Raw genomic sequence first — 17,092 nt, 5'->3', positions numbered from 1 at the left:
TGAAACGACTCATTACGGCGTGTCGCAAGAGACGGTCAACTATGAGTTAGTCGAAGGTCTTGACTTAAAAAATCCAGCGGGCGTAATGTGCCGCTTGGGACCGAAAGCTGGTCCCAGCAAACTGTGGCCAGGCTCCCTGCGACGGGACGCCGGCAGAACGGATTTCGCGTAGTTGCCGTTTCAAGGCGGCGGCTAGCGTCACCACACAACGCACGGGGGCGCGCGTTCGTGACGCATCTGGGGAGTTACGAGTCCATGGGGTCTCAGCGCCATGCAACTGACCATGCTTCAGCTTGTGCTGCACCGGATAGTATCCGCTGCACTCGCTCTGTGCATGGTGGTCGCGTTTAATCTCCCCACGGCAAATCCCGCGGTCGCCTTCACTCTTTCCGGGCAGGCTCCGGCCGCCTCCAGCCAGCCGCAGGGGCTCCGGTCCGTGCTGTTCGCCGGCGAACACCAGGATGCCGCCTACACCGCCGGTACCCAGGCCGGGATCACCATCACCGCTGCGGAACTTGCCCAGGTGGCCGGTTTTGCCGCCGCGCAGTGGCCCGGCTGGTCCGTAGCCGGAGCCGCTGTTTTTGTGCAGGACCTCCCGGGCGACGCACTCGCCATCACCGCCGGCAACAGCATCGCAGTGGACCCCACGGCCGCCGGCTGGGGCTGGTCCGCCACAATGGGCGCACCGGCGCCCGGCACCATGGATCTGTTCACGGTGCTGGCCCACGAGTACGGGCACATCGCCGGGTTCGCGGACATCGAGGGCGGCTCCGACCTGATGACCCGGACACTCAGCCCGGGGGAGCGGCGCTTCAACAGCGAGGACCGGCTGTTCCCGGCGGCCGCGGCTGAAGCCGCCGAGGCTGAGCCTGCTGTGACGGAGGCTCCCGCCCCTGACGCAGCGGCCGCAGGGGAACCCGCCGCCGAGCTCACGGCCCCGGAAGATTCCGCAGCAGTGCCCGCTCCGGCAACGGCACCGGTGCCCGTTCCCGCACCGGCAGCACCGGCAGCTCCGGCAGCTGAAGTCCCGGCCGCTGAGGCTCCCGCAACCGGCGTTCCCGCAACGGAAGATGCGCCCGCAACGGAAGCTCCCGCCGTCGGCCTTCCCGCAGCGGACGCCCCGGCGCCCGCAACGGAAGCTCCCGCCGCAGCTCCGGGCCCCTGGAATATTGCCATGACCGCCACGTCGGCAACCCTCGCGTTCAACGCGGACGGCACCGTGATGTTCGGCGGCGAAACCAGGGAACTGGCCGCCGTCACCGCCATCACTGTCACGGGCACCGCCGGCGACGACACCTTCACCGTTGACCGCGGCACCTCGGATCCGGCCATCACCGTCACCTTCGACGGCGCCGCCGGCTTCGACACCCTCGTCACGGCGGGCAGCACCGCCAGCAGCAGCGCGGTTGCCACGGACCCGCACTCGGGAACCATCCGGCTCGACGCCACCGTGATCCACTACCTGAACATCGAACCGATCGTCTCGGGCGACGCCACCAACGCCGTGTACGAGCTGACCGGCGGCGATGACGTGGCCACGCTGACCCTCAACGGCGGCGGGCTCCTGGAACTCAGCGGGGCCACCTTCGAAACGGTCGCCTTTGCAGCTCCCACCGTTTCCCTGACCATCAAGGGCGGCACGGGCAAGGACAAGATCACCCTCTCCGGAACCATCGCACTGATGGCCGCGTGGCTGCTGGTCCAGATGGAACTCATCGAGGTGGCCGACGACGCCGCCATCACCACCACCGGCGACGTCACCCTGGAGGCCGCCGACTCGGTGACCGGCGGACCGGACCTGGACTGCGTCCTGGCCCTCACCACGCACTGCACCGACGTCGCCGTCACCATCAACGGCGGCAACATCAGCGCCAACAACCTCAACCTCACGGCCACCTCCACCGTGGTCCCGGACGCCAGCCACTTCTCGGCCTACGCCGTCAACGTCGACTCCAACGCCGCCGTCGAGGTCACGGGCAACGCGGTACTGGCAGCGCTTGGCGCCGTGGTCATGGGCGCCACCTCCACTGTTGGGCCGGTGACCCTCAACAAGGACTACGGCGACCTCGCCATCATCTCCTCCGACGCAACCGTCACAGTGGGCGGCAGCGCAATAGTCACCGCGGGCTCCAACGTCACCATGACATCCACCTCAACGGTCGACGCCGGCGCGACGCCCGGTGCTGCCGGCAAGGACGAGGGCGAGGCCGACTCCTCCGGAAACAGCAGCTTCGACGCCGCCGTGGCCATCCTCACCGTGACGGCCAAGTCCATCACAAAGGTCACCGGCACCGCCCACCTGGAGGTGCTCGGAGACCTCGCCCTCGCAGCCGTCAACCACGCAACCCTCACCGCCACCGGGGACGCCAGCGACGCGAACTCCGGTGCCGGCATCGCGGTGGCGAACCTGTTCCAGACCACCACGGCCTACATCGACTCCAGCAGCACGGCCCCCACGACGGCAGCCAAGCTGGACATCACCGCCGACTCGGAAGCCACCAACACCGCGGGCTCCAAGGCCGGCGTCGAAGGTTCCAGCCAGAACGACAAGGACCCCAACGACGCCGAACGCGGCAACGGCCAGGCCAACACTGCCGATGGCAGCATCGGCATCGCGGGCGCCCTGTCCGTCAACGTGCTGGACAGCACCACCGGCGCCTACATCAGCGGCGCAAGGGTCAACACCACCGGTGCCCAGAAGATCCACGCAGGCTCAAAGAACAACGCCACCGCCAATGCCGACGGCAGCACCACCTCCGGCAGCGGCCTGGGCGTGGGCGTGGCGGTCGGCATCAACGTGGTCACGCTGCTCACCGAGGCCTACCTGGCCGGCGGCGCCATCCTTAACGCCGGCGGCGTGGTCCTGGAAGCCTTCGGACCGGCCACCGGCAAGAACGCCTTCACCGCCAACGCCACGTCCGGCGCCGGCGGTGACGCCACCGTGGGCGTGGCCGGCTCCCTGGCCCTGAACCTGGTCACCGCCACCACCCTGGCGAACGTCCGCGGAGCAGGCGCCAACCTCAACGGCTCGGACCTCACCCAGACCGCCAAGGTGAACCACGAAAACAAGGCCAAGGCCCAGGCCAAGCAGGACGGCGGCGGTTCGGTGGGCATCGGCGCCTCCGTGGCCATCAGCGTCATCAACAACATCGTGGAAGCAGGCCTGGCCGCCAACGGCGTCCTCACCGCGGCCAGGAAACTGGCCATGAACGCCACCACCACGGACGCCACCACCACGGAGGCGACCGGCGGCGCGGCCGGGGGCAGCACCGCAGTCCTCACCGGCGTCGTCGGCATCACCATCTCCAACGTCAGGTCCAGCGCCTCCGTCAACCGCGGGGCCGCCCTCACCACCACCGGCGACATCACCGGCAAGGCGGACCAGACGGCCACCGTGGAAACCAAGGCCCTGGGCTCCACCACGGCGGGAGCCGGGGCCACGCTCGGCGCCGCCATCTCCTTCGCACTCACCTCCGCCGAGCACCTGGCGGACTCCTCGCTCTACCGGACCACCACCTCCGGCGGACTGATCAGCATGGAAGCGGACGGCACCTCCACCACCGCCACCACGGCCACAGCCAGCGCTGCCGGCGCCAAGGGCGGGGAAAGTGCCGGCGGCAAGGACTCCTCCAACAAGGACAGCAAGGAAAAGTCCGACGCCCAGCTCGGCTTCGCCGATTCCAAGTCGACCTCCACAAACTCCAACGGCACCAGCACCCCCGCCGCCAAGAACGAGGACGGCACCACTGTGACGGTCGCTGCCGCGATCGCGCTCAACCTGGTGACGTCGACGACGACGGCGCTCGCCGTTGCGGCTTCCGGCCAGCCGGCCATTGTGGTCACCGCAGCCGGACCGGTGCAGTTCAAGACGCTCAACAACACGGACGCCAAGGCCGTGGCCGACGGTTCGGCCAGCAACGGCAGCTCGGTGACCATCGGCGCAGGCCTGGCCATCAACAAGGTGATCCTGCGGAACGAGGCAAGCATCGGCGTCGGGACCTCGGTCACCGCCGCCGGGCTGGGCCTCACCGCCAACATGCGGCCCCTGGGCGGCGGCACCGACACCGTCCACGCGTTCGAAGCAGACGCCAAGGCGGGCGCCTCCGGCAGCAGCGGCAACCTTGGAGTGGCCGGCGCCTTCGCCCTGAACATCGTTGACCAGACCACGCTGGCCACCATCCACGGCGACCCCACCCCGGCCCCGCAGGCTCCGGCCGCCCCGGGCGTTGCGATCCTCGGTGCAGGCGCCGTGGGCATGACGGCCAACTCGAACTCCACCTCCAACGCCAAGGCGAAGGCCAGCCAGTCCGGCAGCGGCACGGTGGGGATCGGCGCAGCCTTCGCCCTGAACCTCGTCAACGACACGGTGTACTCGGGAATCGACCAGGTAGGGGACCCGACGCGCGGACCCCCACTGACGGGAGCCGGAACAGTCACCATCGCAGCAACCACCGCGCACACCCTGGCCACTACAGCCGAAAGCGGATCAGCGGGCGGCACCGTCAGCATCACCCCGGCAATCGCGATCACCATCGCCAACATTCTCAGCAGCGCCTCCCTCGGCGCCAGCGCCACGGCCCTCACCGCCAGCGGCGCCGTGGACGCCCAGGCCACCCAGACCGTCACGGCCGCCACCACCGCCAAGGGCGACACCAAGGTAGGCAGCACCGCCGGCATCGGCGTTTCCCTCGCACTGGCCATCATCGACCACGACGTCGACTCCGGCAGCGCACGCGGCATCACCGCCGGGGGAGCGGTCAGCTTCAAGGCCACCGGAACCTCCGACACCACCACCACCGCGGAAGCCTCCGCGAAGGGGGCCTCGCCCAGCGAGGGCAGCGGCGGAGGCGGCAAGGACGTCAACCAGAAGGCCGACGACAACCTTGGCCAGGCCAAGGGCACCCAGTCCGCCGAAACCGGCAAAACCTCCAGCACCGGCTCCACCCCCAAGGCGGCCAGCAACGAGGACGGCGGCAGCTCCGTCTCGATCGCCGGCGCCATCGCCATCAACGTGGTGGACACCAGCTCCCGGGCCTGGTTCGCCAACGGAGTGGTCATCAGCTCCGGCGGCATCGTCACCCTCAAGAGCCTCGCCAACACCGACGTCCTGGCCAACGCCAAGGGTGACAGCGCCGCGGACGCCAGCGTGGGCATCGGCGCCGGCGTGGCCGTAAACAAGGTGGACATCCTCAACCGGGCCCTCACGGGCACCGCCACCATCACCGGCACCGGCCTGGTCCTCACCGCGGCCCTGACCGGCGGCGACAGCAACGACGTGGTGCGGCGCTGGACCGGCACGGAATGGAAGACCATCGAAAGCGGCGCGGAACTGCCCGGCCCGTCCAAGGACGACCTCGCCTACGTCAGGACCAACGACGGCACCGGCGGCAACGACGGCATCTACAAGTTCGGCGGCAGCGACTGGACCATGGACCAGGACGTCACCATTGCCAGCGGCGCAGCGCTCCCGGGATCACCGGCCAGCGGCGACTACTTCCTGCTCACCACCGCCCACGACGGCCACCCGCGCAACAGCGTGTACAAGTACAACGGCACCACCTGGGACTTCATCACCGCCGACACCTACGGGCAGAAGTCGGAACTCCCCAAGAATGACATCGAGGAGAACGACTGGTTCCAGCTCACCGCCCAGGACGGCAGCAACGCCCCCGGCTTCTACAAGCGCAACGGCTCCCAGCAATGGGTGGCCCAGTCCGTGACCCTGACCGACGGCGACCACTTCCCGGCCAGCCCGTCCGTGGACCAGGTCTTCCGGCTTTGGGAGCACGAGGTGTCCGCCACCGCCCGAGCCGGCGCCAGCGAGGCCTCAAGCGTCGGAATCGCCGGGGCCCTGGCCCTGAACATCCTCAGCTCCACGACGGAAGCAGTCCTGCAGGCCGGCGCCTCGGCAACGCTCAGCAGCGCCGCCGTCGTGATCTCCGCCCTGGCCAACGAATACGACCTCGCCAAGGCCAGCGGCAAGGCCGAGGTGGGCAGCGCCACCGGTGTGGGCGCCTCCGTGGCCCTGCAGGTCATTCACAACAATGTGGTCCGCGCGGAGGCCGCCAACAGCTCGGCGCTGACTGGCGGCACATCGGTCACCGTGGATGCGCTGGGCTTCCGCGAGGTGGTCACCAAAGCCGAGGGCGGCACCACCGGCGGCACCGCAGTCACCCCCGTGGTGGCACTGCTGGTCAGCGTCAACGACGACGTCACGGCGCGGCTCGGCACCTCGGGCACCGCACTCACCGCCACGGGCGCCGTCAAGGTCACCGCCACCCACGTGAACGTGATCTACACCGAAGGCAACGCCGAAGCGGCCGGCAAGGACACCGCCGTCGGGATCGATATCGCCGTCAACGCCGTGGTGGACTGGGACACGCTCGCCGAAATCGCCAGGGACGCCACAGGCACCAGCGTGGATGTGCTCGCAGTCTCCGTCATCCGCAGCGAGTCGAAGTCCGTGGCCAGCGCCTCGGGATCCGAGGACAGTGGGGCCAGCGGCGACTCCAAGGCCAACGGCCAGGCCAACGGCGACAACCCCAACACACAGGGCACCAAATCGTCCACGTCCGGCATGCCAAGCTCCAGCGGCGGCACGAACGGCAGCAACGGTGCCAACGGCGCCAACGGACAGCAGAGCGGCCAGTCGGGATCCTCCGGCAGCAGCACCGGAGTCGCGGCCGCCATCGCCGTCAACTGGGTGGTTGCCACCTCCGCGGCCCGGATTGCCGCCAACCGCACCGTCACCGCCGCCTCTGGCGCCGTCACCGTCCGGACCACGTTCCTGCTGCGGGCCAACGCCTTCGGAATGGGCTCGGCGATCGACCTCGACACCGACGGAACCCGGGTGGGCGCAACCATCGGCCTGAACGTCCAGGACGTCACCAACGAGGCATCCATCGGCGCCGGCGCCCACGTGACCGGCCAGGCGGGCATCACCGTGGAAGCCACCGTCCCCGTGCCGGACGCGGACGACGACCCCTTCAACGCCGGCACGCCCAGCTACAACGACTTCATCGTCTGGTCCTTCGCGGCAGCCGGCGGCAAGAGCACCTCGGTGGCCGGAAGCGCCGCCGTCCAGATCCTGCTCCTCACCTCCAAGGCCTGGGTCGGTGCCGGAGCCCAACTCGACGCACCCGCCGGCGGCATCACCATCGGCGCCTACCTGCCCATCCGCTTCCAGAACCTCGCGATCGCCGGCGCACTGTCCACCAGCAGCGGCACCGCCGTCGGGGCCTCCTTCTCCGTGAACTGGATCGAACTGCAGACCAAGGCCTGGATCGACTCCACCGCCGTGACGCGCACCAAGGTGGACGCCGCCGGTGCCACCTCGGTGACCGCACGCACCAGCCTCAACCCGCTCATCCCGGACCTGCCGGAGCCGCTCAAGGGCAAGGTGGACTGGCTGAAGCTCAACAGCGTGGCCATCGCCGGCGGCGCCAGCTCCGGCGGCGCGGCCGTCACCGGCGGCTTCGTGGTGGAGATCATCAGCCTGGACACCCAGGCGTGGATCGCAAACGGCGCACTCGTCAACCAGGAAGGCACCATCGGCGGTGCGGGACAGTCCATCACCGTGCGGGCCGCGGACCACATCAGGATCGTGGACGTCGGCGGCGCGCTCGCACTGAGCCAGGACTCCGCAGGCGTGGGCCTCACCGTGGTGGTCATCATCGTCAATTCCAACGTCCGCGCCTGGATCGGCGACTCCGCCGAACTCCGTGCCGGCGGCAGTGTCACGGTGGAGGCCAAGGCCACCGAGGACTGGTTCGTCCTGGCCGTGGCCGGCGCGGTCTCCGCGAACTCCGCGGGCGTCTCCGGCTCCGTGCTGGTGTTCGTCTTCAACCAGGGCGGCAGCAGCCCCATGGTCCAGGCCAGCGTCGGCAACAGCGACGTCCACGCCCTCGGCGCCGTCCAGGTCAAGGCGTCCCGGAGCACCAGCGGGGCCTTCTCCTCCGGCAACCTCTCGATCGGCGGCGGCTCGGCCGGCGTCGGCGCATCGGCCGTGGTGATCGTCCGCGGCTCGAACGTCGAAGCCCGCGTGCTCACCGCCGCCGACGTCCGGTCCGGCGGCACAGGCCTCCTGGTCTCCGCCGTCCAGGACGGCAACTTCACCCTGGTCGCCGTGGCCGGCGCCGGAGGCAACTCGGCAGGCGTGGCCGGTGCGGTGGTGGTCAACGTCCTGAGCAACACCACCAAGGCCCACCTCGACGGCGCCACCAGCGCCCCCACCACCCACATCGCGGTCCTTGCCCAGGACACGACGACGATCCTCGCCCTGGCAGGGCAGCTCACCATCGGCGGCACGGCAGGCATCGGCGCCGGCGTGGACGTGGAGGTCATCACCAAGGACACCCAGGCCTGGCTCGCGAAGACCGCGGCCGTGGCGGGCACCGGAAACCTGGCCGTGGACGCGGTCTCCAGCGAGGACATCACCTCCATCTCGCTCGGCGGCGGATTCGCCGGCACCGCCGCGGTGAACATCAACGCAGCCGTGGCCGCCGTCAACATCACCACCAAGGCGTTCATCGCCGACGGAACCAGCGCCCTGGATGCTGCCAGCGTGGCCGTGGACGGCAGCGTCCGCATCGCCGCCACCGAAACCCTGGACCTCAACGTGATCGGCGGCAACATCTCCGGCGGCGGCACCGCCGCAGTGGGCGCCTCCGTCGCGGTCCCCGTGACCACCAAGGAAACGCACGCATGGATCGGCAACTGGGCCTCCGTGGCAGCCAAGGGCGGCACGCCGCTGGCCGCCAGCTCGGGCACTTACACCGTGACCACTAAGGACATGCGCTTCACGCCCGCGGACATCAACACCGGCACGGACACCATCACCCTGGCCAACCACGGCTTCCAGGACGGCGACGTGGTGTTCTACGACGCCGGCTGCGCCACCCTTCCCGCCTGCGGCGCCGCCGGACTCACGCACCGCCAGCAGGCCTACTTCATCGTCGGAGCCACCGCCAACACCTTCCAGGTTTCCCTGAGCAAGGGCGGCGCCGCGGTGAACATCACGGGACAGGGCAGCAGCGGGAACCAGCGCTTCTACAAGGCCGACGAAGCCAACGTCACCGCCGACTCCACCCCCCGCTTCAACCCGGTCAGCACCGTCAACTCCGGCACGGACCAGATCACCTTCGACCTGGGCGGCGTGGCCAACGACGACGCTGTGGTCTACAGCTCCGGCGGCGGCGCGGCCATCGGCGGACTGGTCGACGGCGGCACGTACTTCATCTCGGACGTCGCCGGCAACACCTTCAAGCTCCGCAACAAGAAGAGCACCGAGGCCGGTTCCGCGGTCATCGACATCAGCATCGTCGGGATGACCGCCCTGCAGCTCGGCCGGGCACACAGCCTCGCCAAGTCGGGCACCGCGCCGTCGGGCGATCCGAGTTCCTTCGGCCCGCGCGCCATCCTGGCCGGCACGGACGCAGGCTTTCGGGGCGTCGCCGTCACGGCCAACAACTCGGACAACATCGGCGCCTTCGGCATCGGCTTCGCGATCGGCGGGACGGCCGGCGTGGCCGTGACAGGCTCCGTCACCGTCAACACTGTCCACACCTCCGCCCACATCGGTGCAAACGCCAGGATCAACTGCGGCGCCACCTGCGCCACCACCGTGACCGGCTCCAACGGCGGGCAGTCCGTACGGGTGGCCGCCGCGAACCAGTACTACTCGCTGGGCATTGCGGCTGCGCTCGCCATTGGGGGGACCGCAGGCGTCGCCGTGCCGGTGGCGGTGCGGGTGGCCACCATCGATACCTACGCGTACATCGGCACCGGCACCACGGTCCGCGCGCTGAACAACATCGAGGTCACCGCCCAAGGCAAGGGCACCGTGGTTTCGGTGGCCGCCGGCGCGGGCGGCGGCACGGTGGGCGTCGCTGGTACCGTGGGCGTCACCGTGCTGAACGTCAACACCTTTGCCTGCACCGGCACCCCGGGCGGAACTGACGCCTTCGAATGCACCGGCAACGGCGCCACGCTCCGGGCCGGCAACAACGTGGTGGTCTCCGCGCAGGACGATACCAAGGCCGTTCTCCTGACCATCGCCATGGCCGGCGGCCTGGTGGGCGTGGGCGCGGCAGTGGGCGTCGCCGTCATGAATAAGAAAGTCCAGGCGTACCTCGGCGGAAACGGCGCCGTCACCGCCCTCGCCACCGGGGCTGCGATCGGCGGAGTCTCAGACGGCACCGTCAGCGGCAGCGGTTTCGGCCGCCAGGGCTTCTCCGGAGTCATCGTCCGCGCCGACTCCTCCGAGGACATCTTCGGCCTCGCCCCGGCGATCGGCGGCGGCTTCGTGGGTGTTGCAGGCGGCGTCCAGGTGACCCTGCTGACCGTGCTGGTGAAGGCCTTCATCAAGGACGGCGGCACGGTGGACAGCAGCGCCGGAGTGAACGTCTCCGCCACGGACCGCTTCAAGTCCCTCACCATCGCCGGTGGCATTGCCGGCGGCTTCGTGGGCGTTGCCGGCGGCGTGGACATCGGCGTGGCGAACAACTCGGTGGTGGCCGAACTCGGGGCCGGACTGACCGTCACGGCCGGCGGCAACGTGGAGGTCTACGCGGTCTCCAAGAAGGACGTCAGCACCTTCGCAGTCAGTGCCGCGGGCGGTTTTGTGGGCGTGGCCGCCGCAGTGTCGGTCTGGACCATCGGCACCACCGCCACGGGCGGCTACCACGCGGCCGACGGCGGCGACGACCGCGGCGCCTGGGACTCGGGCACCAGCTACCGCAAGGGCGATGTGGTCAGCTACAACGGCAAGCGCTACTCCGCCAAGGTGGACAACACGCTGACCGGCGCCGGCAACAACCCCGAAGCCAACCCCGTCCAGTGGCTGGGTGCGCAGAGCGCCCTGGGCCGCGGCGACTACAGCGCCTCCGCCGTCTACAACAAGGGCGACGAGGTCCACCTGGCCGGCCGCTACTACACGGCAACGGAAGACGGCGTCCAGGGCATCGACCCGTTCACGGACACCTCGAGCTACACCGCCGACGGCAGCTACTGGAAGCGCGGCGGTTCCCTCGGCTCGGCCACCCAGGGCGGCGAGGCAGCCCAGGGCGGCAGCGGCGGCTACAAGGACAACACGCTCACCGGCAGCACCGCCTCCGCAGCGGCACCGGCCCCGTGGAGCAACGCCACCTCCTACGACGAAGGCGAGCGCGTCAGCTTCGGCGGCCGCACCTTCGCGGCACGGCACAACGTGGCGTCCGGCGGATCCGACCCCACCGTCGCTTCCACCGACTGGCGCGAGATCTCCAGCTCGGAGACCAAGACCAACCAACGCCTCGCCGGGCACCTCGGCGGCGTCAGCGGAACCATCTCCGGGGCCGCTCCGGCGCAGAACCCCACCACCCAGGCACTCGCAGCCCCGGCAACCGGCGGCACCACCGCGCGGGTGGGCGCCACCATCGTGGCCGGCGGACACATCCACGTGAAGGCCAACGACCGGCTCCTGGTCCTGGGCGTCGCCGGTGCCGCCGCAGTGGGTGCCGTGGGCATCGGCATCTCCGTCCTGGTCCTTAACATCAAGAGCAAGACCGAAGCTGCGGTCCTCGCCACCGCCAGGCTGTCCGCCGGCAACGAAATCGTGGTCTCGGCCTCGATGGACGAAGACTCGGTGGCCATCGGCTTCGCCGGCGGTGGCGGACTTGTCGGCATCTCCGGCCAGGTAGTGGTGGTCAACGATTCCGGCGTCCAGAACGCACACATCGACGGCGGCGCCCAGATCCGCAAGGCCGGTTCCGGCGTCACGCTGGCCTCCACCGCCGACCGCAACCTCGAAACGTACACGATCGCGGCAGCCATCGGAGCGATCGGCGCCGGCATCTCCGTTTCCGTGATCAACATTTCCGGTGACAACACGGCAACCACCGGCTCCGTGGCCGTCGCGGCCGATGGCCCCGTGTCCGGCTTCAACTCCACCCTTACAGACACCATCACCGCCAACGCCCTCGCGGTCAGCGTTGCCGGCGGCATCGGCGCCATCGGCGGCGTCGTGGCCTTTGTCAGCCTGGCCGGCACCGCCACCGCCAGCGCCTCGCCCGTAGGGACCATCGGCGCCGGCGGCGTGCACGTCACGGCCACCGGGACGCGCACCGTGACATCGAGGGTGCTCAACGTGACCTTCGGCGCCGTGGCGATCGGGCTCACCGTGGCACGCGTGAACTCCAGCCGCCACCTCGAGGCAATCGTCGGCGGCAACATCACGACGGCAGGCGCCGTCGAATCCCGGGCCACAGCCACCAACTCGGCGGTCCTGCGGGCCCCGGGCGTCGCCGTCGGACTCGCCACCATCGGCATCACCGTGGTGTTCGCGGAACTCTCCGGGCACACCTCCGCGAAGGCCACCGGCACCGTCAGCGGGGCCTCGGCCATCGACGTCATCGCCACGGCGGCGAACACCTCGGACGCCAGGGTGGAACTTTACAGCGGCTCCCTCCTGGGCCTCTCGGGAGCGTGGGCGAGCTCCAGGATCACCTCCGGCGCCTACATCCTGGCCATCGCGGAAGCCGGTTCAAGCCTCGGCTCCGTGGGCGCCATCATGATCAAGGCGGGCACGCAGGGCCAAGGAAACCTGGCCACGAGCACCATCGACTCCGCCTCGGTCGCGGGCCTGGCGGACCTGAAGGCCTTCGTGGCCATCGGCGCCGTGCGGAACGAGACAAGGGCAACGCTCGACGGCGCCGTCACCGGAGCCGGCAGCGTCACCGTCCTTGCGGACTCGCACAACACCGCCTTCGCGGACATCCTCACCGGGTCCGTGGCGCTGGCTTCCCTCGCCATCGGCCTCGCAGACGCGTCCGTCACCGGCGGCACCGTGGCCAGCGGTGCGGGCTCCATCGCGGCTGCCGGCGCCAATATCAGCTTCACGGCCACCAGCGTCAACCAGTCCACCGCCAAGTCCAACGTCATGACGGGCGGCATCCTGCTCGGCGTGGCCGTCGGCGCGCCGGCCGCGGACATCTCGGCACCCACGCGGGCACAGTGGGACGGCACGGTCACCGCCGGCGCCAACATGACGGTCGAAGCCGACGCCACCAACACAGCCAAATCCACCCTCAAGGTCCTCTCCACAGGGCTCGGATCCGTCACCGGCGGCGCCGCGAACGCCACCATCGCCGCAGCCACGGTGACGTCCGCGATCGTGGGCGGCACGGCAAGGATCTCCGGCCTCACCGCCAAGCTCCTCGTGTACGCGCACGCAGTGAACCGGGCCATCGCAGTGGCCGGCGGCAAGGGATTCGGCGGCATCAGCATCGGCGTCATCTACCCGTACGCGCTTGACCGGGCCGTCACCAAGGCCGAACTGAACGGCGACGTCGGCTCCACCCACGTGGACCCCGCCGTCGGCACAGTGGGCGACGCCGGTGCCGCCGAGGTGGAGGTCAAGGCAGTGGCCGACGACGCCACCAAGTCCAGCGTCGACAGCCTGGCCGTGGGACTCGTGGCCGTCTCCGCATCGACCGCCGAAGCCCGCACCGAAACCGTGGTGGCGGCCACGTTCGGCGGCGGCAAGGTCACCGCAGCCGGCAACGTGACGCTGTTCGCCCAGTCAAAGACAGATGCGGACTCCTTCGCCAGCGCGGTCTCCGGCGGCCTCATCGACATCCAGGCCGGGTTCACCGCAGAATCGCACGACAACCCCGACATCCTGGCCACGGTCACGGGCGGCTTCGTCCAGGCAGGTGGCATCCTGTCCATCACGGCCCTGCACGGCATCATCCCCGGCAGCGTGTCCGACGGAACCATCACGGGCATCAACTGCAACGGCGCGGACACCATCTGCTTCTCCGCCGCCCACGGCATCGACACCGGCTCGATCGTCACCTACAGCGCCCCGGCCACCGGGAACCCGCTGGTGGACAACGGCACCATCCCCAACCCGTTCGCGATCGGCGGCCTGGGCGACGGCCGCACCTACGGGGTCATCTCGGTGGACGGCAGCACGCTCCGCCTCGGCGAGCAGTTCGACGCCGCCAACCCCAACGACCCCGACATCCCCTACGACGGCCAGCTCATCCAGCTCGACACAGGAAGCCTGTACTTCGCCAACGGCCACAACTTCCTCACCGGCGACCGCGTGGTCTATAACTGCGGAGCAGGCGGCACGGCCCTGGGCACCACGCCGGCCGGCGGACTGGTGTGCGGCGCCTCGTACTACATCTTCGTGGTGGACAGCTACCGGATCCGGCTCTCCACGAGCCTGCTCGACGCCGACGGCTTCATTGTCCGCTCCTTCACCCCGGACGGCTCCACGCTTACGGGCGGAAACACCATCAACGTCGGCAGCCACTCCGGCCTCGTGGAAGGCCAGGGCGTGGTGTACTACGCGCCGGCCGTGGTGGACTTCAAGAGCACGCTGATCGACATCAACACCGACGGTGCAGGCCAGCTTGAGGTGGACGGGGACGGCAAGATCGTCCGCAGCGGCGGCTGGAACACCATCTACGCCCCGTTCCACGGCTGGAGCAACGGCGACGCCGTGGTCTACACCGTGACGGACCCGTCACTGGCCATCGGCGGCCTGGTCAACGGCGCCACATACTACGTCCTCACCGCGGACCCCGACGGCGGATGCCCGTTCTTCTGCCCCCTCGGAGCCAGCGGATCGCACATGATCCGGCTTGCCACGTCCCTCTGCCACACCGGGCTGGGCACGAAGGACGTCGACCCGGGCCCGGGCGTGGACCTGCAGCCCTGCGGCGCCGGGGACATCCAGGCGATTTCGATCTCCACGATCACCAACCCCCTGGACGCCAACTTCTTCAAGGCCATCATCGCCAACCACACGCTGCGCCGTGTGGGCTACGAAACGGTCGGCCTCGTTGAAGGCAACATGTACTACGTCCACCTCATCGACGACGCCGACGACGACAAGATCCAGCTGCGCGACGCCGCCGGCAACACGGTGGGCGGCCTGGCGACCAAACTGGGATCGCACGTCCTGCGGAACCAGGGCATCGCCGTCACAGGGCCGGGCACCGGCATCCAGCAGCTCTACATCGACCTGGCCCCGGGCACCACGATGAGCGGATCACCGCACCAGATGATGGGCGTGGGCGGACCCGGCTCGCCGAGCGCCACGGGCGTCAACGGCGTGGTGGAAGCGACGTCCACGGGAATCGGCGGCGGGCTGTTCCGCTTCAGCGACGTGTTCTCCGAGACGAACGTGCAGATCGACCTCACGGTGGACGTCCAGGGCGGCACCCTCCGCGGCGGAGCAGTGGTCATCGACGGGCGCTCGTACCTGCGCACCGCCACCTCCTCGATCGGCAAGGGCGGCGGCTTCCTGGGCTTCGGCGCCTCCAACGCCTTCATCGACGCCGTCAACAACGTCACAACCAAGGTCCGGGACGGCGCCTCGGTGTTCTCCTCCACCGACGCCCAGGTGACCTCCTTCGCGATGACCAGTGCCAACGGCCACGCAGTGAACCGGACGGGCGGGCTCATCGCCGGCGCGGACACCGACGTGGACGCCGAGATCGGCTACGCGGTCCGCACCGAAATCGGCGGCGACATCGTGGCTAACCGCTCGGTCCTCATCGCAGCCTCCGCCGGCTACAACGGAGTGGCGATCGCCTCCTCCGGATCCGGCGGCCTTGGCACCAACTCCGACGCCAACGACGACAGCAGCCAGGGCGTGGGCATCGGGCGCGAACACGCCGCCACCGTTGACACGGTGCTGCTGGGAACAGCCAGCCTCCGCGGTGCGGCCGTGCAGGTGGGCGCCGGGTCCGGTGTCCGCTGGAACATCGACCTTTCCGACGGTTCGATCGTCACCGTCAACGAGACCGTGCGGGCGCTGGCCACCTCCACCGCCGATGCCTACGCCCTGGGCGCCGACTCCGACGCCAGCGCCTACGTGAGCGTCAACGACAACGTCACCGTGACCCTCTCCGCCGCCTCCTACGTGGAGGGCGATGCCGTGACCATCCGGGCTCAGCACGCAAACCTCAACCTCACGGCCGACGCCAGCGCCAACTGCGGCTGCGGCGGCGGCGACACGGACGCGTACGCCGAGGTGAAGTTCACCGGGGATTCCCAGGTCAACGGCGTGGACGAATCCGTCATCCGCACGGCTGAGCTGGTGGTCTCGGCGCTGACGTCCTTTGACCGGCTGTACGTCCGGGCGCACCGCTCCGGCGGCTTCTTCGACGTCGGATCTTCCGACTCGGACATCCAGTACAAGCCCAAGCGGGACATCCTCTGGGAGTCCACCGTGTACCTGCTGGGCGAGCCCAACCCGGTGCTGATCATCGACGCCAGCGGCAAGATCGTCGCCAAGACCTACAACGTGACCGTCCGCGCCAGCGAGTTCGGCCCCGCCCTGAACATCGGCGACACCATCGCCGGCGGCACCATCTGGGTCGACCCCATCATCTACGACGAACTGCCCGCCGCCCTCTTTGAGGCCAACGCCGCCGGAAGCGGCTGCGACGATGACTGCAACGGCCTCATCCACGGCGGCCTGGGCATCTTCTACCTGCAGGAAACCTGGAACTCCGTGCTGATCCGCAACAGCTCGGACAAGGCGATCGTCCTCAAGGGCACCACGGACCCGCAGAGCGTGTCCATCAACACCCTCAACTCGCACCTGTCCACCACGCCGGAGGCCGTCATCAGCGTCTCCGTGGACAACGGCCCCCATGCGCCCCCGGCAACGCAATGGTTCTGGCACGTGCACCACATCTTCCCCTCCACCGACGTGTTGGTGGAGAGCCTCCGGGCTACGGCGGCCACCGGCTTCAACCTCACCATCGACGGCGACATCCGCAACAACATCGGCAACACCCACCTGACGAACCAGCGCGGCTCCATCCTGCGGGGTACCGACGGCGGCTCCGAAACGTTCTACAGCAACACCATCACCCTGGACTCGGAGCTCGGCTCCCTCGGCACCGTCCCGAACCCGCTCACCCTGGTCCTCTTCCAGATCTTCCACACGGGCGAGGTGGGCGTCCCTGCAGTCCTGAAGCCCGTGGCCCTCGACGCCGAGGCAGGCCAGGACCTCTACCTGGACCTTACGGTTGTCCGCCGCGATGCGCTCACCGCCAACACGGCCGCGATCAACCCCGTGATCGGGCCC

1 protein-coding gene (running past one end of the window) is annotated in these 17,092 nt (G+C 69.4%); it reads left to right on the top strand.

Translation table 11 applies throughout. From position 1 onward, the window contains the following. Positions 1 to 283 precede the first annotated feature (283 nt). Positions 284 to 17,092, top strand: partial view of a carbohydrate-binding protein gene (locus J2X42_RS04180; protein WP_310162510.1) — the 5' portion only. The gene runs 12,096 nt beyond the window's last position; 16,809 of the gene's 28,905 nt are visible here — the first part of the coding sequence; it begins with the start codon at positions 284 to 286; its stop codon lies off the right edge, out of view.

Origin of the sequence: Arthrobacter sp. BE255, from assembly GCF_031457335.1 — a bacterium.
In the GTDB taxonomy this organism is placed as follows: domain Bacteria; phylum Actinomycetota; class Actinomycetes; order Actinomycetales; family Micrococcaceae; genus Arthrobacter.
This window is presented reverse-complemented; position numbering and strand designations above follow the sequence as displayed.